The organism is Streptomyces sp. NPDC001980 (genome assembly GCF_040296885.1).
Classification (GTDB): Bacteria; Actinomycetota; Actinomycetes; order Streptomycetales; family Streptomycetaceae; genus Streptomyces.
In genome coordinates this window covers 433,568-459,968 of the sequence record NZ_JBEOYD010000003.1, presented here as the reverse complement: position 1 = coordinate 459,968, position 26,401 = coordinate 433,568, and the positions used below count along the sequence as shown (strand labels likewise).

Genomic DNA, 26,401 nt, shown 5'->3' with positions numbered 1-26,401 from the left:
AGTAATGGGTGGAGGTGACCGGTACTAATAGGCCGAGGGCTTGTCCTCAGTTGCTCGCGTCCACTGTGTTGGTTCTGAAACCACGAACAGCCCCATGTCCGGTCACGGCGTGGTGCGGCAAAGTTCTACAGTTTCATAGTGTTTCGGTGGTCATAGCGTGAGGGAAACGCCCGGTTACATTCCGAACCCGGAAGCTAAGCCTTACAGCGCCGATGGTACTGCAGGGGGGACCCTGTGGGAGAGTAGGACACCGCCGAACAAATATTAGGAAAGGCCCACGCCATTGGCGTGGGCCTTTCTGCGTTGTTCACGTTGTTCAGAAAGTGACGTTCACCGTTTCGACCGTGCCGGCCTTTCGCCCCGGGGCCTCCTGCCAGCTCCAGTAGAGGTTCGTGTGCGAGATGACCTGCTCCGGAACCGGCGCGCCGTACGCGGTGAGGTCCTCCGTCGTGTGGGCGTCGGCGACCAGCGTCGCGTCGTAACCGCGGACCATCGCGCCGTGCAGGGTGGAGCGGATGCAGGCGTCGGTCTGGGCACCGGTCACGACCACGCGGCCCACGCCGCGTTCGGCGAGGACGGACTCCAGCTCGGTGTCCTCGAAGGAGTCTCCGTAGCGCTTGTGGATGAGGGGCTCGGTGGTTTCGCGGACGAGTTCCGGGACGTACTGCCAGAGGGCGCTGTCCGGCTTCAGTTCGTCGCTGGAGTGCTGGATCCAGACGACGGGGATCGCCTCGGAACGGGCCTTGGCGAGCAGGGTGTTGATGTTGGCGATGACCTCGTCGCGGTTGTGGGAGCTGTCCACCACCCCGTTCTGCACGTCCACGATCAGCAGGGCGGTGTTCGGACGGTTCGGGAGAGTCGTCATGGCGCCCACCGTAGACCGCGGCACTGACAAACCAGGTGAGTGCGGTGGACGGTGGGCGTTAGCGTGGCCGTATGAGTGCTACGACCAGCGGTGATTACGTGATTCGCGCGATACGGGCCGACGAGTGGGAGGCCGTCAAGCGGCTGCGTCTCGTCGCGTTGCGGGATCCGGTTGCGGATATCGCGTTTCTCGAGACCTATGACGACGCCCTGGGGCGGCCGGACTCCTTCTACCAGGAGCGGGCGGCGCGTTCGGCCGAGGAGCCCAGTGGCGCGCGGCAGTTCATCGCGGTGGCGGCGGACGGGGAGTGGGCCGGGGCCGTGACCGTGCTGATCGAGGAAGCCGGGACGACGGACTGGGCGGGGTTCCCGGTCGAGCGGCGGCAGGGGCATGTGGTGGGGGTGTTCGTCCGGCCCGAGCACCGGGGGAACGGGCTGATCAAGTCGCTGTTCGACGCCGGTGTGGCGTGGGCGAGGGAGCGCGGGGCGGAGCGGGTGCGGCTGCTGGTGCACGAGGACAACTCCCGGGCCCAGGGTGCCTACCGGAAGGTCGGGTTCGTGCCCAGCGGAGTGACCGTCCAGCTGGAGACGGACGCCGGCAAGCGGGAGTTCGAGTTCGTTCTGGAGTGGCCGGCCTAGACCGGCAGCTCCCGGTGCGGCCAGCGGGAGCGGGCCTGTTCGTGGGAGCGGAGCAGGGCGAGGGACGGCAGGCCCTGCTCGGCGCCGCCGGCCAGGAGGTCGGGGAGCTGGGGAAGCGGGGCCACGGCCGCCACGTCGTCCAGGACCAGGGTCAGTGGTGGGTCGAGCCGACCGGAGGATGACCGTTCGGCCATGCGCCGGCCGTGCTCGACCACGCTGGAGACGAGGGCCGTCAGGAGGGGCATCGCGCCGGGGTTGGTCCTGGGGTCCTCGATGGATTCACCGACCACATAAAGCGTGCCCCCTTCATCGATGAAGGAATCCAGGGCGAGGGCATCGGATCGGTTGGGTGTGCAGGCCTCGCGGATGTTGACCGTGAAGAGGGCGGCGAGCGCCCTGGCCGTCAACTCCTGGGCGATGTCCCGGCGTTCGGGATGGGAGGTGAGGGCGGCCTCCAGCTCGCCCGCGGCGCCGGGGGCGGCCTTCGGGTGGGTGCGGAGGGTTCGTACGGCGTCCTGGACGCCGGTGCCCTGTGCCCAGCGGTGGACGTGGCGGACCGTGCGGTTCTCCAGGGCGGCGGCGTGGAGGTAGCTGCGCAGGAGGGTCTCGGCCGTGTCCGTGACCGTCTGGTCGATCTTCGCGGTGGGCCTGACCGGGGCGAGGAGGGCCTGGGCGCGCCGGATCGCGGTGGGCTTGTCCTCGCAGTGCGCCGTGGGGGACCAGTGGAAGCGGGCGGGGGTGTCGCAGAGGTGGTTCGGGTCGTAGAGGAGGACGGGGCCGAGTTTGGCTCTGGCGTCCTTCGTCTCCGCCCAGAGGGCGGGGTTCGAGGTGACGACGAGGGCAGGGCCGAGTGCGTCCTGGATCGCCTGGGTCGCGGTCGCCTGCCGGCCCTCCCGCGGTGCGACGTGGATTCTGGTCCAGGCGAGTGACCGGTCACCGTTGAGGGAGGGGCGGATGTCCTCAAGGGCGGGTTCTGGTGCTACGGCGGCCGTCGGGACCGTCGGCTGCTGGAGAGCGTCCTGAGGAACCACCGGGTACACCATCGGGTGAACCACCGGGCGGGCCGCCCGATGGGCCTCCTGACGGGGTTCCTGGACCGTTTCCGGCTCGGCGCGGGGCTCCGGAACCGCGTTCGCGTGTCTGCTCTTCGCCGTCGCCGCTCGTCTTCTGCGTCCGGCCCGCCACCGGGTCACCGTCCCCAGGACGAACACGGCGAGGACGATCAGGACCATCAGCTGGCCGATGAACAGGCCCCAGAACAAGCCCCAGCCCGCCAGTTGGGCCGCCGGTGTGTCCGGCCAGGCGCCCGTGATGTCGCGCGGGGCGCCGATGAGGTGGCGCATCGCGAGGGGGGTGTGGGAGAGGTTGACCGTCGTCGGCCAGCTGCCGTGGGCGAACCAGGCCGCCAGGCCCGTCGCCGTCCACACCATGATCGTGATGCCGAGCAGGAACCCGAGTATGCCGATCAGCAGGCCGTCGGGAATCCCGCCGCCCTGCTGGTCGCGCTCCTGCCGAGGGTCCGGTCTCACGAACGGCCTCCCTACGCCACCGTCGATTCGGAGTCGCCGAGGTGCTGCTCCACGAAGGCTGCCGCCCGCTGTTCCGCTTCCAGTTCGGCGGCGATGAGGGCGTCGTCCTCGGACAACAGGACGTCGCTGGACGACTCGGTCATCGCGCGGTCTGTGAAGACGAGCGGGCGTTCCGTCTCGGTGACCAGGTGTTTGACCACCTGGACGTTGCCGTTGACGTCCCAGACGGCGATACCGGGGGTGAGCGTCGGGATGATCTCGACCGCCCAGCGGGGCAGGCCCAGGACGCGGCCCGTCGCTCGCGCCTCGTCCGCCTTCTGGGCGTAGACCGTCCTCGTCGACGCCATCTTCAGGATCGCCGCCGCCTCCTTCGCGGCCGCGCCGTCCACGACGTCGGAGAGGTGGTGCACCACCGCCACGAAGGACAGACCGAGCCGTCGGCCGAACTTCAGCAGGCGCTGGAACAGCTGGGCCACGAACGGGCTGGCGATGATGTGCCAGGCCTCCTCGACCAGGAAGATGCGCTTCTTGCGGTCGGGGCGGATCCAGGTGTGCTCCAGCCACACGCCGACGATCGCCATCAGGATGGGCATGGCGATGGAGTTGCGGTCGATGTGGGAGAGGTCGAAGACGATGAGCGGGGCGTCGAGGTCGATGCCGACCGTGGTCGGGCCGTCGAACATGCCGCGCAGGTCGCCGTCGACGAGGCGGTCCAGGACCAGGGCGACGTCCAGGCCCCAGGCCCGTACGTCGTCTATGGCGACGTTCATCGCCTCGGCCGACTCGGGTTCGGGGTGTCGTAGCTGCTCGACGATGTCCGTCAGGACGGGTTGGCGGTCGAGGATCGTCTCGTTGACGTAGGAGTGGGCGACCTTGAGGGCGAAGCCGGAGCGTTCGTCGAGGCCGTGGCCCATCGCGACTTCGATGATGGTCCTCAGCAGCGCCAGCTGGCCCGTCGTCGTGATCGACGGGTCCAGGGGGTTGAGCCGGATGCCGTGGTCCAGGGCCGCCATCGGGTCGAGCCGGATCGGTGTTATCCCCAGCTCTTCCGCGATGAGGTTCCACTCGCCGACGCCGTCCTCGCCCTGGGCGTCCAGGACGACGACCTGGCGGTCGCGGAAGCGGAGTTGGCGCAGGACGTAGGTCTTCTCCAGGGCCGACTTGCCGTTGCCGGACTCGCCGAGGACCAGCCAGTGCGGGGCGGGGAGTTGCTGGCCGTAGAGCTGGAAGGGGTCGTAGATGTAGCCCTTGCCGGAGTACACCTCGCGGCCGATGATGACGCCCGAGTCGCCGAGGCCGGGCGCGGCCGTGGGGAGGTAGACCGCCTGGGCCTGGCCGGTGGAGGTGCGGACCGGGGAGCGGGTCGTCTCGACCTTCCCGAAGAGGAAGGACGTGAAGGCTTCGGTGAGGACGGACAGCGGGTCCCTCATCAGCGCATCAGCCTCTACCTTCGGATTCCGGTGGCGAAGGGCAGTGTGTTCACGAAGGCGCGGTGGTGCTCGCGGTCGCACCACTCCAGCTTCAGGTACGACTTTCCGGCGGACGCCCTTATCGTGCGCTTGTCGCGGTTGAGGGCCTCCGGGGTGCGGGAGGAGACGGTGATGTAGCCGACCAGGTTGACGCCGGCCGCACCGCTGGCCAGGTCCTCGCCGCGCTGGTCGAGGCGGTTGTGGGCGGCGATGTCGCGGGGGTCGACGGTCCGGTTCATCTTGGCGGCGCGGGAGGCTTCGGCCTCGTCGTTCGTCTTCTCCGTGAGCATGCGCTCGATGGCCACCTCGGTGGGTTCGAGGTCCATGGTGACGGCGACCGTGCGGATGACGTCCGGGGTGTGGACCAGGAGCGGGGCCAGGAAGTTGACGCCGACCGGGGTCATCGGCCACTCCTTCACCCAGGCCGTGGCGTGGCACCAGGGCTCGCGGGTGGAGGACTCGCGGGTCTTCGCCTGGAGGAACGTGGGCTCCATGGCGTCCAGTTCGGCCGGCCAGGCGTTGCGCTGGGTCATGGCCTGGATGTGGTCGATGGGGTGGTCCGGGTCGTACATGGAGTGGATGAGCGACGCGAGCCGGCCCTGGCCGAGGGGCTGGCGGACGCGGATGTCCGCCTCCTGGAGGCGGGAGCAGATGTCGGTGAGCTCGCGGGCCATGACGACCGCCAGACCGGAGTCGCGGTCCAGCTTGCGGCCGGCCTGGGGGCGGGCCGCGCGGGCCATCGCCTGGGCCTCGGCGGCCAGTTCGCGGGAGTAGTGCATGCAGGCGACGAGGTACGCGCGGTGCTGCTCGCTGCTGGTGGAGACCATGGACTGGAGCTGGTCGTAGGAGCGGGACAGCCAGTCCGGGGCCTTGTCGTCGCCGCGCTGGGCGACGTCCTTGGCGTGCGCGTCGGGGTCGGCGGGGAGGGTGCGGGCGAGCATCTGGAGCCGGGTGACGAAGCCGTCGCCGTTGGCCACGTGCTTGAGGAGGGTGCCGAAGCGGTCGACGAGGGCTTCCTGGTCCTCGGAGTCGCGCAGGCCGACGCCGGGGCCCTCGATCTCGATGGCGGCGGTGACCGTCTTGCGGTCCGCGTGCAGGAGTACGGCGATCTCGTCGGGGCCGAAGGGCGCGGCGAGCCAGGTGAGGCGGCCGATGCCGGGCGGCGGGCCGATCTCGACCTCACGGCCGTCGAGGCGGGTGCCGGCCTCGGCGGCGGTGGACCGGTAGGCCGTGCCCTGGCGCAGGCTGCGCTTGTAACTGCGGTTGATCTCGAACCACTTGTAGAAGGTGCGGCGCTTGTACGGCACGTAGACCGCGGCCAGCGCGATCAGCGGGAAGCCCATCAGCAGGACGATCCGCAGGGAGAGCACCGGGACGAGGAGCCCGCACATCATGCCGAGGAACGCGCCCGCGATGATGAGCACGATCTCGCCGGACTCACGGTTCCTGCCGATGATCGCGTTCGGCCGGGCGCGGCCGATGAGATACGTACGGCGGGGCGTGATCGGATGGGACAGGTGGGACTCTGTCGTCAACGCCCTTCACCTCCCGAGCTGTTGTTGCGGGTGTTGCTGGCATGCGGGGTGTTCGCCGGGCTGGGCGCCCGGGGTGCGGGTGCGGCGGAGGGGACAGTTCCGCCGCCACCACCGTTCGGGGTGCGCGTGCTGTGCGCGGCGACGCCGCCCGAGACGGGGTTGGACGGGCGGGCACCGGAGGAGCCGGAACCGCCGCCCCCGCCGCCGTTGTTGTCGGCGCGGGCGCTGTGCGTTCTGATGCCCTGGGCGACCAGGTTGGCGGGGCTGCTGATGACGGCGGCGGCCTTGCCTTCGGCGCCCTGCATGATGCGGTTGCTGCGGCCGGCCGCGATCTCGTCGCCGAAGCCGGGGACGAAGCGGTAGATCATCGCGCTGGCGAAGATGGCGAGCAGGATGATGGCGAGGCCGGAGACGACCGCGGAGAAGGAGTCCGGGCCGCCGTCGGAGGACAGGGCGCCGGCGAGGCCGAGCACTATGACGATGACCGGCTTGACGAGGATGACGGCGATCATGATGCCTGCCCAGCGGCGGACGTGGCCCCACAGGTTCTTGTCGACGAGACCGGCGTAGACGACGGTGCCGAGCAGGGCGCCGACGTAGAGCAGGGCGGCCCTGATGACGAGCTCCAGCCAGAGCACGCCGGCGGCGAGGATGCTGACGAGGGAGACGACGATCAGCATGATCGGGCCGCCGCCGATGTCGTCGCCCTTGCTGAGGGCGCCGGAGAAGGTGCCGAAGAACGTGTCGGTCTGGTTGCCGGTGGTCTTGGCGAGGACGTCGGTGACGCCGTCGGTGGCCGAGACGATCGTGTAGAGGATCAGGGGGGTGAAGGCGGAGGCCAGGACGGTCAGCCAGAGGAAGCCGATGGCCTCGGAGATGGCGGTGGAGAGGGGGACGCCTCGTACCGCGCGCTTGGCCACGGCCAGCAGCCACAGGAGCAGGGTGAGGATCGTCGACGCGGCGAAGACCACGGCGTACTGCTGGAGGAACTTCTCGTTGGTGAAGTCGACGTTCGCGGTCTCCTTGACGGCGCCGCTGAGCTTGTCGACGGTCCAGGAGGCGGCCTTGGCGCAGCCCTGGGCGAGGGAGGAGAGGGGGTCGAGGGTGGAGGTGAGGGGGTCGGTGGTGGAGCCTCCGCTGCTGCCGCCGGAGCCGCTCTCGCAGAGCTGCAGGGACGGACCGGTGATTCCGGCGCAGTTGTTGCTGCTCGGTGTGGCGGACGGGGTCGCGGAGGGGGTCGGCGTCGGGGCCGCGACGGCGCGGGCGGCCAGGAGGATGGCGGAGGCCTGCACGGAGGCCACCAGGCCGGTCAGCTTGAGCACGCGGTGCTGGCTAGCGGGCATAGGTGAACCCTCCGAATTCCTGGACCGCCTTGCTGATCTCGTCGGTCCCGGAGACGGGGTTGTCTCCGGTGACCGGGGTGGGGCCGGTCGTCTGACTGGACTCCAGGACCTTCCAGTCGCCGCCGCTCCAGTTCAGCTTCATGGTGATGGTGAACCAGTTGCTGGTGACCGGGCTGGTCGACTTGTCACCGGCCATGCCGAACAGGCCGTTGCACCAGACCTCGACGGTGGCGGCGGTGTCGCTGTACGCCGTGACCTTGGTGCCGGCGGGCAGGGTGCGGTTGACGAAGGTGCTGCCCTGGGGGGCCGTACCGTCGGTGTTGAGGCCGGCCTTCTTCAGGAAGTCGGCCGAGTAGTCGGCGTCGAAGCCGGACTGCATGCTGTTCATGACGGTGGGGTCGGCGACGGTCTGCACGATCGCGTGCCGGGTGGCCGTGATGAACATGCCGTCGGAGCCCAGCGCCGTCGCGTAGTTGGCCGCCGCGCTCTGCGCTCCCTGCTGGCTGTGCGCGTACCCCGTCGGGATCCCGTCGCTCTTCGTCTCCACCGGCTTGGTCCCGCTGGCCGCCGTCGCGGAGGTCACCGGTCCGCCGCCGTTGCCGGTGCTGCCGGTGTCGGTGCTGTTCGAGGAGGTGTCGTTGCCGCCTCTGTTCGCGAAGGCGATCGCCGCGATGAGGAGGACGACCACGCCGACGACCGTGACCAGGCTCCGGGAGGAGGACCGGCCGCCGCGGCGGGAGGCGCCGCCGTACGGGTCGCCCTCGGGCAGGCGGGTGCGGGTGTGGCCGGTCTCCGGGTAGCCGGGCTCGTCTCCGAGGCTCATGCCGGGTACTCCCCCTCCACGTCGTACCGGAACGCGTAGCAGTACGACGGTAGCCGTGCTGGTTCCCGCGCGGGCGCGGTGTGGTGACTCGACATCAGGGAAACGCAACCTCGGAGCGGGGAGGGGTGAGGTCCAGGCGGCTAGACGGCCATGCCGTACACGATGGTGAACAGGGTGCCGAGTGAGCCGATGATGAAGACTCCGGTCAGTCCGGCGATGATGAGGCCCTTGCCCTGTTCGGCACTGAAGGTGTCGCGGAGGGCCGTGGCGCCGATGCGCTGTTTGGCGGCACCCCAGACGGCGATGCCGAGGCAGAGCAGGATGGCGACGGCCATGACCACCTGGATCATCGTCTTCGCTTCGTTGCCCAGGCTGCCGAAGGGGCCCCAGTCCGGAGCGATTCCGCCGATGATGGTGTTGATGTCACCCTTGTCGGCTGCAAGGAACATGTAAGTCACCGCCCCTGGTGGGTAGTTCTGTCCGCCCCTGCCCGGTGCAGAGGTCACGCATCATTCTCGCCGACAACGTCGCCGGAGTATGTCGACTTGACGTCATTGATTGGCGGGTTTCGTACGAAGGGATCGTACGGTCACTCTGTGTATCACGGCAGGTCACGCCGGGCAATGAGGCCTGGGCGGAACCTGTGGTGTAGTTCCGTCGTTGTGCCCTTTTACGACCTGGCGGGGTTTTTGACGGCCAGTCGGGTGAATGCCACCGTCCCGATGTTCTCATGACGAACGGGCCGCGGCTGGTTGCCGCGACCCGTGAGCCCGTGAGCCCGTGAGAGGGAGGAGAGCCGGTACTAGTTGGCGAAGGCGGTGATGCCCTCGGGGGTGCCCCAGCCGGTCGGGCCGTCGTAACCGGTGCCCGCGGTGCAGAAGTACGAGGTGGAGCACGAGCCGTTGTTGCCGCTCGTCACGTCGTTGAGGGACGAAGTGCCCGCGTAGTCGTACGGGTACTGCGCCGGGTAGGTGCCGCTGGCCGGGGTGCCGGCGAGGGCGTAGACGCCGGCGATGATCGGCGCGGAGACGCTGGTGCCGCCGAAGGTGTACCAGCCGGCGGTGACGCCGTAGGAGTCGTAGACGGAGACGCCGGTTGCGGGGTCGGCGACGGCGGAGACGTCGGACTCCATGCGCTTGGTGCAGCCGGTGTCGGTCTGCCAGCTGGGCTTGGCGTCGTAGGAGGAGCAGCCGGAGCCGGTGCCCTCGGTGCTGGACGTCTTCCAGACGGTCTCGGTCCAGCCGCGGGTGGTGGAGGAGGTGGACAGCTTGGTGCCGCCGACGGCGGTGACGTACTGGGAGGTCGCCGGGTACTCGGCGCCGTAGGCGCTGTCACCGGAGGAGACGGTGATGGCGACACCGGCGTGCTTGTAGTACGAGGTGTCGTACGTGGTCTGGGAGGAGGACTCGGAGCCGCCGTAGCTGTTGGAGACGAACTTGGCGCCGAGGGCGACGGCCTCGTTCTCCGCGGTGCCGAGGTTGGCGTAGCTGGCGCTGGTGGCCTCGACGAGCGTGATGTTGCACAGCGGGCAGATCGCGGAGGCCATGTCGAGGTCGAGGGAGATCTCCTCGGACCAGCCGGCGTCGGACGAGGGCAGCGAGGTCGTCGAGCCGGTCTGGCTGACCTTCTTGAAGCAGCCGTTGGCCGTCGTGCAGGCCGACAGGCCGTAGTACGAGCGGTAGGTGGCGAGGTCCGCCTCGGCGTTCGGGTCGTTGTACGCGTCGACGATCGCGATGGTCTCGCCCGAGCCGTTGGAGGCGGCGGCGGAGGTCAGGCCGTAGGCCGACCGGAGGTTGGTCGGGCTGTAGCCGGAGGGGGTCGACGCGTCGGCCGCCTTCGGGGTGATGCCGGTCTTCGCGGCCTGCATCTTCTGGAAGGCGGTGAGACCGCCGGTGACGCGGTAGGACTTGCAGGTGAGGTCACCCGTGTGCTTGGGGGTGGCACAAGGGGTCGAGACGTAGGTCACCTTGCTGGACGCGGTGGGTGCCGCGTCGGCCTGGACGGCGGTGCCGAAGCCGGTGAAGACCAGCGCGGCCGTGGCCGCTGCGGCGGCGCCGATGCGGCGCCAACCACCGCGTGCGGACGGTCTGTTGGGGGGAGTGGAACGCATACGTGCAGCCTCCTGAGTTCCGGAACTGGGGTGGGAACAGGGGCGGTGCGGGTGCGATCTGGTGCGTTTGCCGTCGGTACGGGTTCCCCGGCGGCAGGGCGGCGGCCCGCGACGAGAATCCTTTGTTGAGTACGCGACAACAAGAGGCTGCTGGAATCCTGACTTCCGCATTGCCGAACGGGGCCTTCGCGTGACCCTTCGATGGCTGCCCGTTGGATTGCGGGTGACGGGTACTTGACTCAACGCACAGGAAATGCATGGGAGTTGCCAAGGACATGAAACCGGAGTCGTCGGGGACATGAAAAACGGGCCACGGCCGGATGCCGTGGCCCGTCTCTCTTTCCCTGCCGCCGAGGGGACCCCACGTCCCCCTCACGGTGGCGGCTCCCCGTGACCCGACGGGGAGGTCAATCGGTGAAGGGCTCAGCCGGTGAAGGCGTCGGTCCCCTCGGGGGTGCCCCAGCCGGTCGGGCCGTCGTAGCCCGACTTCGCGGTGCAGAAGTACGAGGTGGAGCAGGTGCCGTTGTTGCCGCTCGTCACGTCGTTGAGGGCGGAGGTGCCGGCCGCGGCGTACGGGTACTCGGCCGGGTAGTCGCTGCTGCCCGGGGTGCCGGCCAGGGCGTACACCGAGGCGATGAGCGGCGAGGAGGCGCTGGTGCCGCCGTAGGTGTTCCAGCCGGTGCCGTCGGAGCCGTAGCTGTCGTAGACGGAGACGCCGGTGGCCGGGTCGGCGACCGCGGAGACGTCGGCGATCATGCGCTTCGAGCAGCTCGCGTCGGTCTGCCAGGTGGGCTTGGCGTCGTAGGCGGAGCAGCCGGAACCGGTGCCCTCGGTGCTCGACGTCTTCCAGACCGACTCGGTCCAGCCGCGGCTGTTGGAGGAGGTCTTCAGGGCGGTGCCGCCGACGGCGGTCACGTACCGGGAGGCTGCCGGGTACTCGGCGCCGTAGCCCTCGTCACCGGCGCTCGCGGTGATGGCCACGCCCGCGTGCTTGTAGTACGAGGTGTCGTACGACGTGTCCGAGGACGACTCGGAGCCGCCGTAGCTGTTCGACACGAACTTGGCGCCCAGTTTGACGGCCTCGTTCACCGCGGTGCCCAGGTTGGCGTCGGAGGCCGACTTCGCCTCGACGAGCAGGATGTTGCAGTTCGGGCAGGTCGCGCTGACCATGTCGAGGTCGAGCGACTCCTCGCCGGCCCAGCCGCTGTCGGCGGAGGGGAGGGAGGTCGTGGAGCCCGTCTGGGAGACCTTCTTGAAGCAGCCGTTGTCGGTCGTGCAGTCCGACAGGCCGTAGTACGACCGGTAGGTCGCGAGGTCTTCCTCGGCGTTCGGGTCGTCGTACGCGTCGACGATGGCGACGGTCTCGCCCGAGCCGTTGGAGGCGGCGGCGTCCGTCAGGCCGTAGGCGGACTGGATGTCGCTCGGGCCGTATCCGGTGGGGGAGTCGGAGGCGGCGTGCGGCTTGACGGTCTTCGGGGTGATGCCCTTGAGGGCGGCCTGCTTCTCCATGAAGGCGGTGGTGCCGCCCGTGACCCGCAGGGCGTTGCAGGCGGCGTAGCCCTTCTTCGGGGTGGCGCCGCAGCCGGCCTTCTCGTACTGGACGTGGGCCTTGGCGACCTGGGCGGCGATGGCCTTGGCGCTGACCTTGTGGGTCGCGGTGGCGGTCGCGGTGGCAGCGCTGGCGTGGGCCGCGGTGCCGAAGCCGGCCACGAGGAGCGCGGCGGTGGCGGCTGCTGCCGAGCCGAACTGGCGCCATCTACCGCGTATGTGGGGGGAGGTGGGGGTGGGCGTACGCAACGTACAGCCTCCTGGGAGAGGTGGGACAGAGGCCTGCGGGTGGGGGACCACCGGCGTGGTTGCCGGTGGGGGCGGCGGCCCGCGACGAACCATCCCCTTGTTGAGTACGCGACAACAAGGTGGATTTCGGAATCCTGACTTCCGCGTTACTCAAGGGCGGGAAGGGCTTACTGATCATTGGGGCCCGGATGGCCGGAAGTTGGGGTTCGGTTGACCTGAAGCCCCGTGCGGGCGGGGCTCAATGCGCGTTGATCGGGGCGTACCGAGCCGCCGCTCCGTCAGAACTCGGCCTGGATCAGCGGGGCTTGAGGCCGTGCAGGATGAGGTGGACGTGCTGGTCCAGGCCGGCAAGGACCGCCTCCGGCGCGAGGGTGCCGTTGGTGGCCAGCGCGGCCAGGCCGTGGATGCAGGCCGCTGCCGTGAGGGTGACGGTCTCCGGGTCCCCCTGGACGATCTCGCCGCGCCGCTGGGCGTCGGCCACCAGCACGACGAAGGAGCCCAGGGAGAGCTCCGCGGCGGCGGCCAGTTCGGTGCCGATGTCCGGGTCGTGCTTGCGGGAGTACATCAGCTCCAGCAGCTCGGGGTTGCCGACGGCGAAGGTGACGTAGGCGCGGGCGAGCGCGGTCATGCGCGGTTCGAGGGCGGCGTCCGGGAGGTCCGCCGAGGCCAGGGTCTGGTTCAGCCGCTCGTACCCGCTGAGCGCGAGCGCGTCCAGCAGGGCCTGCTTGTCCTTGAAGTGCCGGCCGGGGGCGGCGTGGCTCACGCCGATGTCGCGGGCCAGTTCGCGCAGGGACAGCGCGGCGGTGCCCTTCTCGCGCAGGGTGCGCTCGGCGCCGGCGACCAGGGCGGCGCGCAGGTCTCCGTGGTGGTAGGGGCGGCTCTGCGGCATGGGGGCCATCGTATCCCGATGTAGCCGCTGTCAGCTTTGTGGTCGGCGTCAGCTTTGTTGACGTTGCCATCTTTGTTGTCATTGACGACATTGTTGTCGACGTCTACATTGATGGGCATGGCTGAGATGAAACGCAAGTGGAACGCTTCCGACCTCCCCGGGCTCTCCGGCCGTACGGCCGTGGTCACCGGTGCCAACAGCGGCCTCGGCTTCACCGCCGCGGACGCGCTGGCCCGGGCGGGTGCGCATGTGGTGCTGGCGGTACGGGACCCGGAGCGCGGACGGGCGGCCGCGGCGCGGGTGAACGGCAGCACCGAGGTCCGCCGCCTGGACCTGGCCGACCTGTCCTCGGTACGAGAGTTCGCCGCGGGCTGGGACCGGCCGCTGGACCTCCTGATCAACAACGCGGGCGTGATGATGCTCCCGGAGCTGCGCACCAAGGACGGCTTCGAGATGCAGTTCGGCACGAACCATCTGGGCCACTTCGCGCTCACGAACCTGCTGCTGCCGTACCTCACGGACCGTGTGGTCACCGTCTCCTCGGGCCTGCACCGGGGCGGCGACGGAGTGATCCACTTCGAGGACGTGAACCTGAAGGGCGCCTACAACCCGACCCGCGCCTACGCCCAGTCCAAGCTGGCGAACCTGTTGTTCGTGCTGGAACTCCAGCGCCGGCTCGCGGAGGCCGGCTCCCGCGTCCGCGCCCTCGCCGCCCACCCCGGCTACGCGGCCACCAACCTGCAGAGCCACACCGCCAACCCGCTGGCCCGCCTGGGCATGCGGGTCGGCAACCGCCTCTTCGCCCAGGACGACCGCGCGGGCACCCTCCCCACGCTGTACGCGGCCACCCAGGACCTGCCGGGCGCGAGCTATGTCGGCCCGGACGGCCTCGGCGAGATGCGCGGAGCGCCGACCCTGGTCGGCCGCAGCGCGGCGGCGAGCGATCCGGCGGCGGCCCGCAGGCTGTGGACGCTGTCGGAGGAGCTGACGGGGGTGCGGTGGCCGCTCGGCGTCGAGGCCGCGTGAACGCGGGTCCGGCCGGGTGACCGCCCAGCTGCCGGACGCCCGGCGGGCCCGTCGCGCCACCCGGATACGGTGAGCGGACACGACGGATACAACGGGTACGACGGTTCTCCGGGAGGTGGCCGGATGAGCGGCGGCGCCGTGGACTTCTCGCTCGGCGGGCGGACGGCCCTGGTGACCGGCTCCGTGCGGGGGCTGGGCCTGGAGATGGCGCGGGGGCTGGCGGGCGCCGGCGCGCGGGTGGTCCTCAACGGCCGGGACGCGGCGACGCTGGAGGAGGTGGCGGCGGCCCTGCGCGAGGACGGGGGTCTGGATGTCACGGCGGCCGCCTTCGACGTCACCGACCGCGAGGCGGCCGAGGAGGCGGTGACCGCCCTCGGCGCGATCGACATCCTTGTCAACAACGTGGGCCACCGGGACCGCAGGGGCGTCGAGGAGATGGCGCCGGACGAGCTGTCCGCGCTGCTCGACGTCCACCTGACGTCGGCGTACGCGCTGAGCCAGACGGTCGCCCGGGGGCTCGCCGCCCGGGGCACCCCGGGCCGCATCATCAACGTCTCGTCCGTCGTCGGCCAGCTCGGCCGGATCGGCGACGTCGCCTACGCCACGGCGAAGGCGGGCCTCGACGGCCTGACCCGGGCCCTTGCGGCCGACCTGGGCCCCAGCGGCACCACGGTCAACTCGGTGGCCCCGGGCACCTTCGCCACGGACGTCAACGCGGAGCTGGCCGAGGACCCGGAGTGGGGCAGATGGCTGCGCACCCGCACCGCACTCGGGCGCTGGGGCCGCCCGGCCGAGATCGCGGGCATCGTCGTCTTCCTGGCGAGCGACGCGGCGTCCTTCATCACGGGGCAGACGATCGCGGTGGACGGGGGGATGACGACGACGTTCTGAGCGCGGGGGTGGCGCAGGACGCTTCGGTGTCGCCGGACTGGGAGAAGGCGGGCCTCAGAGGCTGCCCGAGGCGAGATACGCGTGAGTCCTGGCCAACCGAGCCGTGGCCGCCCGGAACGTGATTCCCGAATCCTGGGATCCCAGAACCACGTCGAAGCAGTGCTCGTGCATGGTCAAGCCGACGTTCTTCGCTTCGGAAGCCCCCCAGCCCGTGACCCGGAGCTCCGTCACCCCTTCGAATGCGAGGTAGAAATCGAAGGCGTTGAATGCCTTCTCACGCCATTCTGCCGGGGTGTTCGACGGGAGAGCCCAGGTGTTGAAACCCAGGGTCACCGAGTTGTTCCGTTCGTCGATGTGCACGTAGAACGGATCGCACGAGTCGGCCGTGGGCGCGGTGCCTTCGTAAAGCTCCCCCAAGCATTCCTGGGATGTGAGGAGGCGTGACCAGTCAGCGCTCATAGAACGTCTTCTCCGTGGTTCCGGGAAGGGCGGTGTGCCGTCGGGCATCCACTTTGCTGCGGAATAGATGCCGCCCGTTGTCGGACCCGTCTTCACGGATCTCGAAGGCGGTCACGTGACCGACACACACGGAGTCGCTGCAGTCGAATTCCAGTGACATTCCCATGCTTCTCACGGAGACCTTCATGCGGCGTTCCGTACCCCAGGGAGTCGTCATGACATCGCCCCCGACCGGCGGGGCCCAGTTGCTGAGCGAGATGCCGTCCACCGCCAGGAACTGAAACTGACACTGCACCGTGTCCATGCCCGCGTCGATCCACTCCTGAGGGGCCGAGCCGGGAAACGAGGGCATGTCGAGGCGGAGTGTCATCGTGGGGCCACGCCAGTTCAGATTGACCGATCGAATCCGAACGCCCGTCAGGTCAGGAATGTGTCCATAGAGGGATCGGAGCGGCTCCGGGTTGACGAGAATGCTCTCAACGGTCATACCGCCCCACCGCGAAAATGGTCGAACTCGCCCGCCTGTACTCCGAGTACGAAGGCGTTCCACTTGCGGCGGTCGGTGGTGACGACGGTGGTCGCGGAGCGGATGTAGACGGGGGTCGGTCCCGTCGGCGGGGACGCCGAAAGCGGGCGCGGGCTGTATCTCGTACAGGCGTGCGCCGAGTCGTGGGGCGTCTCCGTGCTGTGCGAGCCGGGTGCCGCGAGGGGCGGGAAGCTGCTGTGGGGCGAGTGTCAGACCGGTGACTTAATGTAATCGTGTCGGATCGGAACGTGAGGGAGTGGTGGCTGTGGTCAAGGCGGATCCGAGGCGTGGGCAGGCTGCGTGCGCGGAAGTCGGCCAGTACGGTGGATTCGAAACCGAGCGGGACGTAGGTCCTCCCCATGAGCCCGCTCGCGCAGCCGAGGCGGAACGGAGGCGGCGAGCCATGTCCGTGTCATCGGGCGCTCAGAACGGTCTGCGTCCCCGGCCCGGGAATCTGCGCGAGGTCGCTGAGAAGATCGAGGAAGCGACGGGTCTGCGGGTGCAGATCGTGGGAGGAAAGCTCGTGATGTCCCCGACCCCGCGTGGGAAGCACGCGGGCGTGGTCTATCAGATCCGCCGCCGGATCGACGGAGTGCTGCCGGAAGGGTTGGGAGCCTTCGAGGTGTCTTCGATCGCTCTCCCCGACGACCCCGACGACTATGTGACCCCCGATCTGATCGTCCTGCCCGTGGAGTGGATGGAGGACGACGACTGGCTCGCCGCCCCCGAGGACGCCGCGCTTGCCGTCGAGGTCATCTCCGCCTCCGAGAAGTCCCGCGAGATCCGCGACAAGGCCGACTGGTACGCCGTCGCCCGGGTGCCCGTCCTCCTCGTCGTCGACCCGCGAAACGGAACCTGGGCGCTGCACACCCGCCCCGACAACGGCGCCTACCAGGACGTACTGCCCGGGAAGTACGGCGAGAGCGTGCCGTTGCCCGAGCCCTTGGGGATCGAAGTCGCCACCGACGGATTTCCGGTGTACGGCGAGGCCGGTCGGCCGCAAGGGCGGTTCCCAGAAAAATCTCAGTGAAGTCGGGAACCGTTTCTCACCTTTGTGGGAGACAGTGGGCGCTGATGAAGCGCACCTCACGCATCTCTGCCACCTCGCGACGCGTCGCGCTCTGCGTCGTCGTCGTGCTGGCCGCCATGTCGGCCTCCGTCGCGGCCGCCGACGAGGCGGCGGGGCCGTTCGGAGTGACGGCGGTGGTCGGGGCCACGGCGGAGAGCGCGAGAGTCGGGGCGCTGTTCGCCGGCGACAGGGCCGGGAGCCTGTCCGGCAACCACTTCTGCACCGCCTCCGTCGTGCACAGCCCGCAGCGGGACCTGATCGTCACCGCCGCGCACTGCATCGACGGGGAGGGGGATGCCACCGGGCTGGTGTTCGTGCCCGGGTACCGGGACGGGCAGGCGCCGTACGGGGCGTGGAAGGTCGGGAAGCGGTACCTGCCCGACGGGTGGGCCCACGGGCAGAGCGAGGACAGTGACGTCGCCTTCGCCGTCGTGGCGGAGGTGCACGGGAAGCGGGTCGAGGACGTGACCGGGAGCAATCGGTTCGCCGCCGGGGTGGCCACCGGCGCCACCGCCGTCACCGTCACCGGGTACCCCGACTCCCGTGAGGTGCCGGTCAGCTGCACCAACAAGCCCGTCCCCCACAGCGCCACCCAACAGCGCATCGACTGCCCCGAGTTCACGGGCGGTACCAGTGGGAGCCCCTGGGTGAACGGGGACCACGAGGTGGTCGGGGTCCTTGGCGGGCACGAGCAGGGCGGGGCGACCGCCGACGTCTCGTACAGCGTGGTGCTCGGCCGGGAGGCCGCCGAGCTGTACAAGGACGCCACGGCTGACTGAGAGGGCCGGCTGAGGGGGCGTCATGTGCGCCGTCTTCCTGTGAAATAGCGCCACTCTCGGCCGAAATGGCGTTGAACAGCCCTGACATGGGGGAGGGTTGGGGCGTGCGGAAAGTATGGGTGATCGGTGGCGCGGTGACGGCGCTCGGCGTGAGCTTCGTCATGCTGCTCGTCATCGGTGTGTACGTCGTCGCCGGGAACCTTCTCAACGGGGTCGGCGGCGCCGGCAAGACCCTGGCCAAGGGAGCCGTGCCGGCCGCGTACTCCACCCTCGTGCAGAAGTGGGGCAACCTCTGCTCCGCCATCAACCCCGCCCTGCTCGCCGCACAGCTCTACCAGGAGAGCGGGTTCAACCCGAACGCGCAGAGCGCGGCGGCCGCGCAGGGGATAGCTCAGTTCATCCCCGGCACCTGGGCCACCCACGGCATCGACGGCGACGGCGACGGCGACCGCGACGTCTGGGACCCCAACGACGCGATTCCGTCGGCCGCCTCCTACGACTGCCAGCTGGCGTCCTATGTGAAGGACGTGCCCGGCAACATCTCCGACAACATGCTCGCCGCCTACAACGCGGGGGCGTACGCGGTCATCAAGTACAAGGGTGTGCCGCCGTACAAGGAGACCCAGAACTACGTCAAGACCATCACCACCCTGGAGCAGAGCTTCGCCGCGCCGGTCAGCCGGCTCTCCCCGACCAAGCAGGCCGCCGGGGCCATCAACTACGCCCAGAAGAAGCTCGGCACCCCCTACCTCTGGGGCGGCAACGGCACCGCCGCGGACAACGGCCGCTTCGACTGCTCCGGGCTGACCAAGGCGGCGTACGCCAGTGTCGGGATCACGCTGCCCCGGGTCGCCAACGACCAGTACAACGCGGGGCCGCATCCCTCGCGCAACGAGCTGCTCCCGGGGGACCTCGTCTTCTTCTCCACCGACCTGTCGAACTCCCGCGCCATCCACCACGTGGGGATCTACGTCGGCGGCGGATACATGATCGACGCGCCCTACACCGGGGCCGTGATCCGTTTCGACCCCATCGACTCGGCCGACTACTTCGGGGCCACTCGCGTCACCGAGGATGGCGCGAAAGCACTCCCCACCACGGTGTGAACGGAGCGTATAACCCACCCCCTGAGCTGGGGGTTTCTGTCTCTCTTCGATAACGTCTGCGTGATCATTCGGTGGAACCTGGAACGTAGTGGTGTGGGCCGTGCGTTCCTGTTGACGAAGCCGACCACGGGGGTGGCAGCGAGCGACGCACACCAGGTGCGTCCCGGAACGACGACGAAGGGGCCGCAGCGCGATGGCTGTAATCGCCGAATCCGGGTCGAACCCTGACGTCGACCTGCTCTACGACATCAATGGCCTGGCCAAGGACGCGCCGCACTGGTTCGACCGGGCCATGGAGTTCGTCGGGGAGTACGGGCTGCTGATCGCGATGGTGCTGCTGGTGGGGTGGTGCTGGTGGTCCGTGCGGCGCCGGGCGGACGAGGACGTGCCGGCCACCATGGCCGCGCTGGTCTGGGCGCCGCTCGCCGCCGCGATCGCCGTCCTCGTGAACGTTCCCATCCGCGGCTTCGTCGAGCGGCCCCGGCCGTTCCTCACCCACCAGGGGATCGACGTCCTCGTCTCCGGCAAGTCCGACTACTCCTTCGTGAGCGACCACGCGACGATCACCATGGCGCTGGGGGTCGGGCTGTTCGTCGCCAACCGGAAGTTCGGGCTGGCGGGGATAGGGCTCGCGCTGGTGGAGGGGTTCTGCCGGGTGTACATGGGGGTGCACTACCCGACGGACGTGGTCGGGGGGTTCGCCCTGGGAACGGCGGTCGTGCTGCTGCTGTCCCCGCTGGCGACCGCCTTGCTGACACCGGTGATGAAGGCGGTGGAGGGGTCGCCGCGGGTGGGGTGGATCGTGCGGAGGCGGTCGGCGGGGGTGGGACTGGTGCCCGGGGCCCGGACGTCGGTCGAAGCTGAGGAACGTGACCTGGCGGCGTAGGCGGGGCTGAGGGCGGGGGGTGTCGCTCACCGGCGCTGGCCGGGTGCCTCCCCCAGCCTTCGGCCGGGGGGACCCCCAGCGCCCACCCGTGCCGCCCTGCGGCACGATTGCCCGCAGCCATGTAGCCCTGTAAGGGGCGCGGGGAACTGCGCGATCAGCCCCCACGCGCCCGCGGATACACGACCCGCCGAGCCACCCCTCTCTACAACCCCTGCGGAGAAGAGAAGAACCGGTTCGGGTCGTACTGCTTCTTCACCGTGCCCAGCTTCGTCACGGCGTCGCCGTAGTACGCCTTCTTCCAGTCCGTCAGCGTCGGGTCCGTGTAGTTCTGGTAGGCCGCGCCGGAGGCGTACGGCTTCATGGCCGTGTGCGCCGCGTTCAGCCAGGACTGGCCCGTGCTGCCGGAGGACCCGGCACCCCACGACACGATGTACTGCGCCAGCATCCGCGACCGGCGGTGCACGAACGCCGTCGCCGTCGGCGAGACCCTGTTCACCGCTCCGCCGAGCGCCGTGAACGCGATGCTGCCCGCCCCGCCCCGGACGGCGGCGATCTGCCGCAGGGCCGTCTGGATGCCGGCCGCGGACAGGGAGCGGTCGAAGAAGTCGGAGCGGGCGGTGTACGTCTCGCGGCCGAGCTTGCCCTGCGGGGAGCGGCCGGGGGTGGAGCCGGGCAGGTGGCACTGGGGCTCGGTGGAGAAGGAGGAGCAGCCGGCGTAGATCTCCATCGCCTCCTCGTAGCCGTGGCGGCGCAGTGAGACGGAGGAGGCGTTGGCGCCGGCCTTGTGGGCGAGGGCGTCCACCGCGTTCTGGAGTTCGCCGTACGTGCCCATCGAGAAGCAGGCGACCGAGACGCGGGGGCCGCTGCCCGAGTTCTCCAGATGGAGGGAGGACCAGATCTCGTCCGGCTGGGACGGGCCCCACTCCTGCCAGGCCTTGAACACCTGCGCGGCCTTCGACCACGGCCAGGTCAGGTACGCCGTCACCCCCTGCGGGGTCGGGTGGGTCCTGAACTGCAGCTCCGTGACGACGCCGAAGTTGCCGTTGCCGGCCCCGCGCAGCGCCCAGAAGAGGTCCTTGTTGGTGCTCGCGTTGGCCACGACCTGCGTGCCGTCCGCCGTGATCAGCGTCGCCTGGGTGAGGCTGTCGCAGGTCAGCCCGTATGCGCGGGACGCGACCCCGTGGCCGCCGCCGAGGACGAGGCCGGAGACGCCGACCGTAGGGCAGGAGCCCGCCGGTATGGTCACGCCCTTGGCCGCGAGGGCCCGGTACACGTCGATCAGCTTGGAGCCGGCGCCGACGACCGCCGTACCGCCGCTGACACGGATGCGGTTCAGCTTGGAGACGTCGAGGATGAGGCGGCCGTCGCCGGAGGAGTAGCCCGCGTAGGAGTGGCCGCCGTTGCGGATCGAGACCTTCAGCGCATGGGCCTGGGCGTACGACAGGGTGGTGCGGATGTCGTCGGCGTGGGCCACGTAGGCGACCGCCGCCGGCTTCAGGCCGTCGAAGCGGGTGTTGTAGAGCTGGTGGGCGGTGGTCCAGGAGGCCTCCCCGGGGCGGACCAGGGTGCCGTCCAGGGCGTGGGCGAGGGCCGTCCAGTTGGCCGCGGCCGCTGCGCTGGTGGTCTTCAGCGCCGTACGAGAGGATGTGGTCGCGAGTGGCGTACCGGTCGTGTGGGACGCGGTAGTGCCGCCGGAGCTGCACCCCGTCAGTGCGGTCGCCGCGAGGGCGGCCGCCCCGCCAGATATGAAGGTACGCCGTTCCATGCCCGTGCCTTTCGCGTCGGCTTTCGTGGGACGAGACGGCGTCGGTCGCACACGGGTTCCCGTGCGGTGTAACGAACGCTGTGACGTCGTAACGACTGCGATGGCGAACGGCGAAGAAATGTTCGCGTAACCCACCCGTTGGAACCGGCATGTGCCCTCACCGTAAGCATTCCGTGACCTAACCGGGTCGACGGCAGGGGTTCACCCTCCGTTTACCTATGGCCATCGGCCGCTTCACCTGTTCTGCCTAATTTCGGCCTTACCGGGTGCGGTGAGCGGTCGTAAATGCCCAGTCAGGAGGCCCTCACTCACCATCTACTTCGCACGCCGCCGAAGGTGGCGCCTCTGGAAGGAACTCCCGAAAGTGAAGCTTCAGCGCAAGAACCGGCTGCGCGCCCTGTCTCTCGGTGCTGTCGCTGTCTCCGGCGCCCTGGCCCTGACGGCGTGCGGCTCGGACGACAACGGTGGCAGCAGCGGTTCGAGCACGTCTTCGGCCTCCGCCAACGCCAGCTCCATCAAGTGTGACGACGCCAAGGGCCAGCTGCTCGCCGACGGCTCCTCCGCGCAGAAGAACGCGATCGACGCCTGGGTGAAGAACTTCTCCCAGGCCTGTGGCGTGCAGATCAACTACAAGGGCTCCGGCTCCGGCGCCGGTGTGACCGCCTTCACGCAGGGCCAGGTCGCCTTCGCCGGTTCCGACTCCGCCCTCAAGCCCGAAGAGGTCACCGCCTCCAAGAAGGTCTGCTCCGGCGGCCAGGGCATCGACCTCCCGATGGTCGGCGGTGCGATCGCGATCGGTTACAACGTCCCGGGTGTCGACAACCTGGTTCTGGACGCGCCGACCCTCGCCAAGATCTTCGACAGCAAGATCACCAACTGGAACGACGCGGCGATCAAGAAGCTGAACCCGTCCGCCAAGCTTCCCGACCTGAAGATCCAGGCGTTCCACCGCTCGGACGAGTCGGGTACGACGGACAACCTCACCAAGTACCTGATCGCCACCACCCCGAGCAACTGGAAGTACTCCGGCGGCAAGGCCTGGCAGGCCAAGGGCGGCCAGTCCGCTCCGCAGTCCGCGGGTGTCGCCCAGCAGGTCAAGCAGACCTCCGGCGCCATCGGCTACTTCGAGCTCTCCTACGTCTCGGACGGCATCAAGGCCGCCTCCATCGACACGGGCGCCAGCGCGCCGGTGGCCCCGTCCACCGAGTCCGCCACCGCCGACATCGCGGCCGCCAAGGTCGTCGGCACCGGCAGCGACCTGTCGCTCCAGCTCGACTACAAGACCAAGGCCGAGGGCGCGTACCCGATCAGCCTGGTCACCTACGAGATCGTCTGCGACAAGGGCAACAAGGCCGACACCCTGCCCGCCACCAAGGCGTTCCTGCGCTACATCGCGAGCGAGGACGGCCAGAAGCTCCTCTCCACGATCGACTACGCCCCCGTTCCCGACGAGATCATCACCAAGGTCCGCTCCACCGTCGAGGGCCTGAGCTAAAGATCCGTGTGTGCGGCCGAGTTCCGGAAGGAGCCCGGCCGCACCGTCCGGTGCACCGCCGCCCGGAGCCGTACGCCCTTACGTGTGGGGCGTACGGCTTCTCCGAGCCGCCCCCCAAGGCGACTCCGCAGACCGGAGAACCCGATGGACATATCGACGCAGACAACAGACGCATCTCCCCCTACCCCCCCACAGCCCTCCGCGGCCCAGCAGAAGCGCAACGCGCGCGGCGCCACCCGGGTGGGTGACCGAGTCTTCCTCGGTCTCTCCCGCGGTTCCGGTGTCCTGCTCCTGGTGATCATGGCCGCGATCGCGGTCTTCCTCACCTACCGGGCCGCCCTCGCGATCAACCGCGACCACGGCAACTTCCTCACCACCTTCGAGTGGAACACCAACCTCATCCCGCCGACCTTCGGCATCGCGGTCCTCGCCTTCGGCACGATCGTCTCCTCGATCATCGCCATGGCCATCGCGGTCCCGATCGCGGTCGCGATCGCGCTGTTCATCACGCACTACGCGCCGCGCCGCATGGCCGGCCCCGTCGCGTTCGTGATCGACCTGCTCGCCGCCGTGCCGTCCATCGTGTACGGCCTGTGGGGCGCGCTGATCCTCGTCCCGCACATGACCGGCCTGTTCAGCTGGCTGAACGACTACTTCGGCTGGACCGGGATCTTCTCCTGGGACGGCGGCGCCCCGCGTACGATCCTGACCGTCTCGATCCTGCTCGCGATCATGATCCTGCCGATCATCACCAACGTGAGCCGCGAGGTCTTCCGTCAGGTCCCGCAGATGCACGAAGAGGCCGCGCTGGCCCTCGGCGCCACCCGCTGGGAGGTCGTCCGCATGTCGGTGCTGCCCTTCGGGCGCTCCGGCGTGATCTCCGCCTCGATGCTCGGCCTCGGCCGCGCGCTCGGCGAGACGATGGCCGTCGCCACCGTGCTCTCCCCGGACTTCGACATCCACGCCAGCCTGCTCAACCCGGGCGGCGGCACCTTCGCCCAGAACATCGCCAGCAAGTTCGGCGAGGCGACCGAGGACGGCCGTGACGCGCTCATCGCCTCCGGTCTGGTCCTCTTCGTCATCACCCTGCTGGTCAACGGCGCGGCCCGCATCATCATCCAGCGCCGCGCAGAGTACTCGGGGGCCAACGCATGAGCACCGCAGCAGCCAGCACCCTGCGCGGTGCCAGCCTCCCCAAGTGGTCCCCCTACGCCATCGTCGGTGGGTCCATCGTCCTCGGCGTGCTCATCGGCCTCGTCGGCGGCCTGGACAGCAAGGTCCAGTGGGGCCTGATCGCCGGCCTCCTCTACGTCCTCGGCACCTATGTCATCGCCGCCCGCGTCGAGGGCCGCCGGCAGGCCAAGGACCGCGTCGCCACCTCCCTGGTCTGGGTTGCCTTCGTCATCGCCGTGGTCCCGCTGGTCTCCCTGATCTGGGTGACCGTCTCGCGCGGTGTGAAGGTCCTGGACCCCTACTTCCTCAGCCACTCCATGGGCGTCGTCGCCAACGCCGACACCGGCGGTGGTGCCTACGCGGCCATCATCGGCTCCCTGGAGCAGGTCGGCCTCGCCACCCTGATCGGCGCCCCGATCGGCATCCTCACCGCGGTCTACCTCGTCGAGTACGGACGCGGCCGGCTCGCCAAGGCCGTCACCTTCTTCGTGGACGTGATGACCGGTATCCCGTCGATCGTCGCGGGTCTGTTCATCCTCAGCATCATGCTGATCTTCAAGATGCAGCCCTTCGGCTTCGCCGGATCGCTGGCCCTGGCCATCCTGATGATGCCGGTGGTCGTGCGCTCCACCGAGGAGATGCTCAAGCTCGTCCCGAACGAGCTGCGCGAGGCGTCCCTGGCGCTCGGCGTGCCCAAGTGGCGCACCATCCTTAAGGTGGTCCTGCCGACCTCCATCGGCGGCATCACGACCGGTGTCATGCTGGCCATCGCCCGTATCGCGGGTGAGACCGCGCCGGTGCTGCTGCTGGTGTTCGGCAACCCGTTCATCAACAACAACCCCTTCGAGGGTGCGCAGTCGTCGCTGCCGCTGTTCATCTACCAGCAGTACGCGGACAGCGCCGGGGCCAACGCGGCCTACGACCGTGCCTGGGCGGCCTCGCTCACGCTGATCGCCTTCGTGATGATCCTGAACCTGGTGGCCCGCGGCATCGCCCGCTGGAAGGCCCCCAAGACCGGTCGCTGACCGGCCGACAGCGACCGACACTTTGGAAGTGAAGAAGTAAATGTCCAAGCGAATCGACGTAAGCGGGCTCACCGCCTACTACGGCTCCCACAAGGCCATCGAAGACATCTCGATGAACATCGAGCCGCGCACCGTCACGGCGTTCATCGGCCCCTCCGGCTGCGGCAAGTCGACGTTCCTGCGCACGCTCAACCGCATGCACGAGGTCACCCCCGGCGGCCGGGTCGAGGGCAAGGTCCTCCTCGACGACGAGAACCTGTACGGCGCCAACATCGACCCGGTGGCGGTGCGCCGCGAGGTCGGCATGGTGTTCCAGCGCCCGAACCCCTTCCCCACGATGTCGATCTTCGACAACGTGGCCGCGGGTCTGCGGCTGAACGGCAACTTCAGGAAGAGCGAGCTCGGTGACATCGTCGAGAAGTCGCTCAAGGGCGCGAACCTCTGGAACGAGGTCAAGGACCGCCTGAACAAGCCGGGTTCCGGCCTCTCCGGTGGTCAGCAGCAACGGCTCTGCATCGCCCGCGCGATCGCGGTCGAGCCGAACGTGCTGCTCATGGACGAGCCCTGCTCTGCGCTCGACCCGATCTCCACCCTCGCCATCGAGGACCTGATCGGTGAGCTGAAGGAGCGCTTCACGATCGTCATCGTGACGCACAACATGCAGCAGGCGGCGCGTGTCTCCGACCGCACGGCGTTCTTCAACCTGGCCGCCGTCGGCCAGCCCGGCAAGCTGATCGAGATCGACGACACGGAGCGGATCTTCTCCAACCCGTCGGTCCAGGCGACCGAGGACTACATCTCCGGCCGATTCGGCTGAGCCGGACCTGACCCCTCGCGGTGCTGCATGGCGGTGCCACCGCGAGGATGCAAAAGGGCCCGCCCCTGGCTCCCGGGGGCGGGCCCGCCTTTTGTATGTCCTCTTGCCCGCCCACCCACCCGACTCGGTTCGTTGAAAGAGGCGAGGTCGAGGGTAGGGCGTGGTGAGGTTCTCTGCGCGTCTGGGTGGGGGAGGAGAGCGCCGCAGAGGGCGGGAGGCACTGTTGTACGGCGGCTGCGGGCCGGTGGGGGCTGGTCGCGCAGTTCCTCCCCCAGCCTTCGGCCGGGGGTACCCCCAGCGCCCCTGGGGGTTGGGGTGGCGGTTTGTTGGATTGGTTCGGGGCGTTGACCGCGCCCCCGGGGGGTTGGGGTGGTTCGGCTCTGGCG

General features: G+C 69.2%; 24 protein-coding genes, 1 rRNA gene and 1 pseudogene. 12 read left to right on the top strand and 14 right to left on the bottom strand.

Annotated elements, in window-relative coordinates; genetic code table 11:
• Positions 1 to 142 precede the first annotated feature (142 nt).
• A 5S ribosomal RNA gene (gene rrf / locus ABT137_RS06845) occupies positions 143 to 259 on the top strand.
• Between the two features lie 57 nt (positions 260 to 316).
• Here rrf and ABT137_RS06840 read toward each other — a convergent pair.
• A complete protein-coding gene (locus ABT137_RS06840) occupies positions 317 to 865 on the bottom strand; it encodes a cysteine hydrolase family protein (RefSeq protein WP_351703573.1) in 549 nt (182 codons plus the stop codon).
• Positions 866 to 936: 71 nt separating this feature from the next.
• On the opposite strand from ABT137_RS06840, the gene ABT137_RS06835 reads away from it, so the two are divergent.
• Positions 937 to 1,503: a GNAT family N-acetyltransferase gene (locus tag ABT137_RS06835; RefSeq protein WP_351703570.1), complete on the top strand. Its 567-nt coding sequence runs from the start codon at positions 937 to 939 to the stop codon at positions 1,501 to 1,503.
• Here ABT137_RS06835 and ABT137_RS06830 read toward each other — a convergent pair.
• The 9 genes from ABT137_RS06830 to ABT137_RS06790 form a co-directional block, all read right to left on the bottom strand.
• On the bottom strand, positions 1,500 to 3,032 hold the full coding sequence (locus ABT137_RS06830) for a type IV secretory system conjugative DNA transfer family protein (protein WP_351703567.1): 1,533 nt from the start codon (positions 3,030 to 3,032) through the stop codon (positions 1,500 to 1,502). The two genes, ABT137_RS06835 and ABT137_RS06830, sit on opposite strands and share 4 nt — an antisense overlap.
• Before the next feature lie 11 nt (positions 3,033 to 3,043).
• Complete coding sequence (locus ABT137_RS06825; RefSeq protein WP_350778776.1) at positions 3,044 to 4,462, bottom strand: ATP-binding protein; 1,419 nt, start codon at positions 4,460 to 4,462, stop codon at positions 3,044 to 3,046.
• A 14-nt stretch (positions 4,463 to 4,476) separates the two neighbouring features.
• Entirely contained in the window at positions 4,477 to 6,036 is a 1,560-nt protein-coding gene (locus tag ABT137_RS06820) for an SCO6880 family protein (RefSeq protein ID WP_351703564.1), read from the bottom strand.
• The gene (locus tag ABT137_RS06815) at positions 6,033 to 7,379 is read right to left on the bottom strand and encodes a hypothetical protein (protein WP_351703561.1); all 1,347 of its coding nucleotides are present in this window, start codon (positions 7,377 to 7,379) and stop codon (positions 6,033 to 6,035) included. Before ABT137_RS06815 ends, ABT137_RS06820 begins: the two co-directional genes overlap by 4 nt.
• Positions 7,369 to 8,202 (bottom strand): DUF8175 domain-containg protein, encoded by an 834-nt coding sequence (locus tag ABT137_RS06810; RefSeq protein ID WP_351703558.1) that lies wholly within the window; start codon positions 8,200 to 8,202, stop codon positions 7,369 to 7,371. The genes ABT137_RS06815 and ABT137_RS06810 overlap by 11 nt, the downstream gene beginning before the upstream one ends.
• Positions 8,203 to 8,342: 140 nt before the next feature.
• Positions 8,343 to 8,651, bottom strand: a complete 309-nt coding sequence (locus ABT137_RS06805) for a DUF8827 family protein (protein WP_089101683.1) — start codon at positions 8,649 to 8,651, stop codon at positions 8,343 to 8,345.
• 353 nt (positions 8,652 to 9,004) lie between these two features.
• A complete protein-coding gene (locus ABT137_RS06800) occupies positions 9,005 to 10,312 on the bottom strand; it encodes a S53 family peptidase (RefSeq protein WP_351703555.1) in 1,308 nt (435 codons plus the stop codon).
• A gap of 423 nt (positions 10,313 to 10,735) precedes the next feature.
• Positions 10,736 to 12,109, bottom strand: a complete 1,374-nt coding sequence (locus tag ABT137_RS06795) for a S53 family peptidase (protein ID WP_351703552.1) — start codon at positions 12,107 to 12,109, stop codon at positions 10,736 to 10,738.
• Between the two features lie 295 nt (positions 12,110 to 12,404).
• Positions 12,405 to 13,007: a TetR/AcrR family transcriptional regulator gene (locus ABT137_RS06790; protein WP_351703549.1), complete on the bottom strand. Its 603-nt coding sequence runs from the start codon at positions 13,005 to 13,007 to the stop codon at positions 12,405 to 12,407.
• A 102-nt stretch (positions 13,008 to 13,109) separates the two neighbouring features.
• Between ABT137_RS06790 and ABT137_RS06785 the strand changes: the two genes are divergently transcribed.
• Together ABT137_RS06785 and ABT137_RS06780 are read left to right on the top strand one after the other, a co-directional pair.
• On the top strand, positions 13,110 to 14,024 hold the full coding sequence (locus tag ABT137_RS06785) for an oxidoreductase (RefSeq protein ID WP_502984480.1): 915 nt from the start codon (positions 13,110 to 13,112) through the stop codon (positions 14,022 to 14,024).
• A gap of 123 nt (positions 14,025 to 14,147) precedes the next feature.
• The gene (locus tag ABT137_RS06780; protein WP_351703543.1) at positions 14,148 to 14,915 is read left to right on the top strand and encodes an SDR family oxidoreductase; all 768 of its coding nucleotides are present in this window, start codon (positions 14,148 to 14,150) and stop codon (positions 14,913 to 14,915) included.
• 54 nt (positions 14,916 to 14,969) lie between these two features.
• Here ABT137_RS06780 and ABT137_RS06775 read toward each other — a convergent pair whose 3' ends face one another.
• The 3 genes and pseudogenes from ABT137_RS06775 to ABT137_RS06765 form a co-directional block, all read right to left on the bottom strand.
• Positions 14,970 to 15,374 (bottom strand): Imm50 family immunity protein, encoded by a 405-nt coding sequence (locus ABT137_RS06775; protein WP_351703540.1) that lies wholly within the window; start codon positions 15,372 to 15,374, stop codon positions 14,970 to 14,972.
• Positions 15,364 to 15,861 carry an Imm50 family immunity protein gene (locus ABT137_RS06770; RefSeq protein ID WP_351703537.1) on the bottom strand — a complete coding sequence of 166 codons (498 nt, stop codon included), beginning with the start codon at positions 15,859 to 15,861 and terminating at the stop codon, positions 15,364 to 15,366. Before ABT137_RS06770 ends, ABT137_RS06775 begins: the two co-directional genes overlap by 11 nt.
• Positions 15,858 to 15,974, bottom strand: a pseudogene (locus tag ABT137_RS06765) (DUF397 domain-containing protein); the annotation flags it as partial. The pseudogene ABT137_RS06765 and the gene ABT137_RS06770, both read right to left, overlap by 4 nt.
• A 329-nt stretch (positions 15,975 to 16,303) precedes the next feature.
• On the opposite strand from ABT137_RS06765, the gene ABT137_RS06760 reads away from it, so the two are divergent.
• The 4 genes from ABT137_RS06760 (at position 16,304) to ABT137_RS06745 (ending at position 19,740) form a co-directional block, all read left to right on the top strand.
• The gene (locus ABT137_RS06760; protein ID WP_351703534.1) at positions 16,304 to 16,930 is read left to right on the top strand and encodes a Uma2 family endonuclease; all 627 of its coding nucleotides are present in this window, start codon (positions 16,304 to 16,306) and stop codon (positions 16,928 to 16,930) included.
• Between the two features lie 44 nt (positions 16,931 to 16,974).
• On the top strand, positions 16,975 to 17,748 hold the full coding sequence (locus tag ABT137_RS06755) for a trypsin-like serine peptidase (RefSeq protein ID WP_351703531.1): 774 nt from the start codon (positions 16,975 to 16,977) through the stop codon (positions 17,746 to 17,748).
• Positions 17,749 to 17,834: 86 nt separating this feature from the next.
• Positions 17,835 to 18,854: a C40 family peptidase gene (locus tag ABT137_RS06750; protein ID WP_351703528.1), complete on the top strand. Its 1,020-nt coding sequence runs from the start codon at positions 17,835 to 17,837 to the stop codon at positions 18,852 to 18,854.
• A 193-nt stretch (positions 18,855 to 19,047) separates the two neighbouring features.
• On the top strand, positions 19,048 to 19,740 hold the full coding sequence (locus tag ABT137_RS06745; protein WP_351703525.1) for a phosphatase PAP2 family protein: 693 nt from the start codon (positions 19,048 to 19,050) through the stop codon (positions 19,738 to 19,740).
• A 202-nt stretch (positions 19,741 to 19,942) separates the two neighbouring features.
• Here the strand turns inward: ABT137_RS06745 and ABT137_RS06740 are convergent, their stop codons facing one another.
• Positions 19,943 to 21,505 (bottom strand): FAD-binding oxidoreductase, encoded by a 1,563-nt coding sequence (locus ABT137_RS06740; RefSeq protein ID WP_351703522.1) that lies wholly within the window; start codon positions 21,503 to 21,505, stop codon positions 19,943 to 19,945.
• 364 nt (positions 21,506 to 21,869) lie between these two features.
• On the opposite strand from ABT137_RS06740, the gene pstS reads away from it, so the two are divergent.
• The 4 genes from pstS (at position 21,870) to pstB (ending at position 26,015) form a co-directional block, all read left to right on the top strand.
• Complete coding sequence (gene pstS, locus ABT137_RS06735; RefSeq protein WP_351703519.1) at positions 21,870 to 23,000, top strand: phosphate ABC transporter substrate-binding protein PstS; 1,131 nt, start codon at positions 21,870 to 21,872, stop codon at positions 22,998 to 23,000.
• Between the two features lie 144 nt (positions 23,001 to 23,144).
• Complete coding sequence (gene pstC / locus ABT137_RS06730; RefSeq protein WP_351703516.1) at positions 23,145 to 24,155, top strand: phosphate ABC transporter permease subunit PstC; 1,011 nt, start codon at positions 23,145 to 23,147, stop codon at positions 24,153 to 24,155.
• Positions 24,152 to 25,198 (top strand): phosphate ABC transporter permease PstA, encoded by a 1,047-nt coding sequence (gene pstA, locus ABT137_RS06725; RefSeq protein ID WP_089101701.1) that lies wholly within the window; start codon positions 24,152 to 24,154, stop codon positions 25,196 to 25,198. Before pstC ends, pstA begins: the two co-directional genes overlap by 4 nt.
• Before the next feature lie 40 nt (positions 25,199 to 25,238).
• Positions 25,239 to 26,015 (top strand): phosphate ABC transporter ATP-binding protein PstB, encoded by a 777-nt coding sequence (gene pstB, locus ABT137_RS06720; RefSeq protein ID WP_351703512.1) that lies wholly within the window; start codon positions 25,239 to 25,241, stop codon positions 26,013 to 26,015.
• The last annotated feature ends 386 nt before the right edge of the window (positions 26,016 to 26,401 follow it).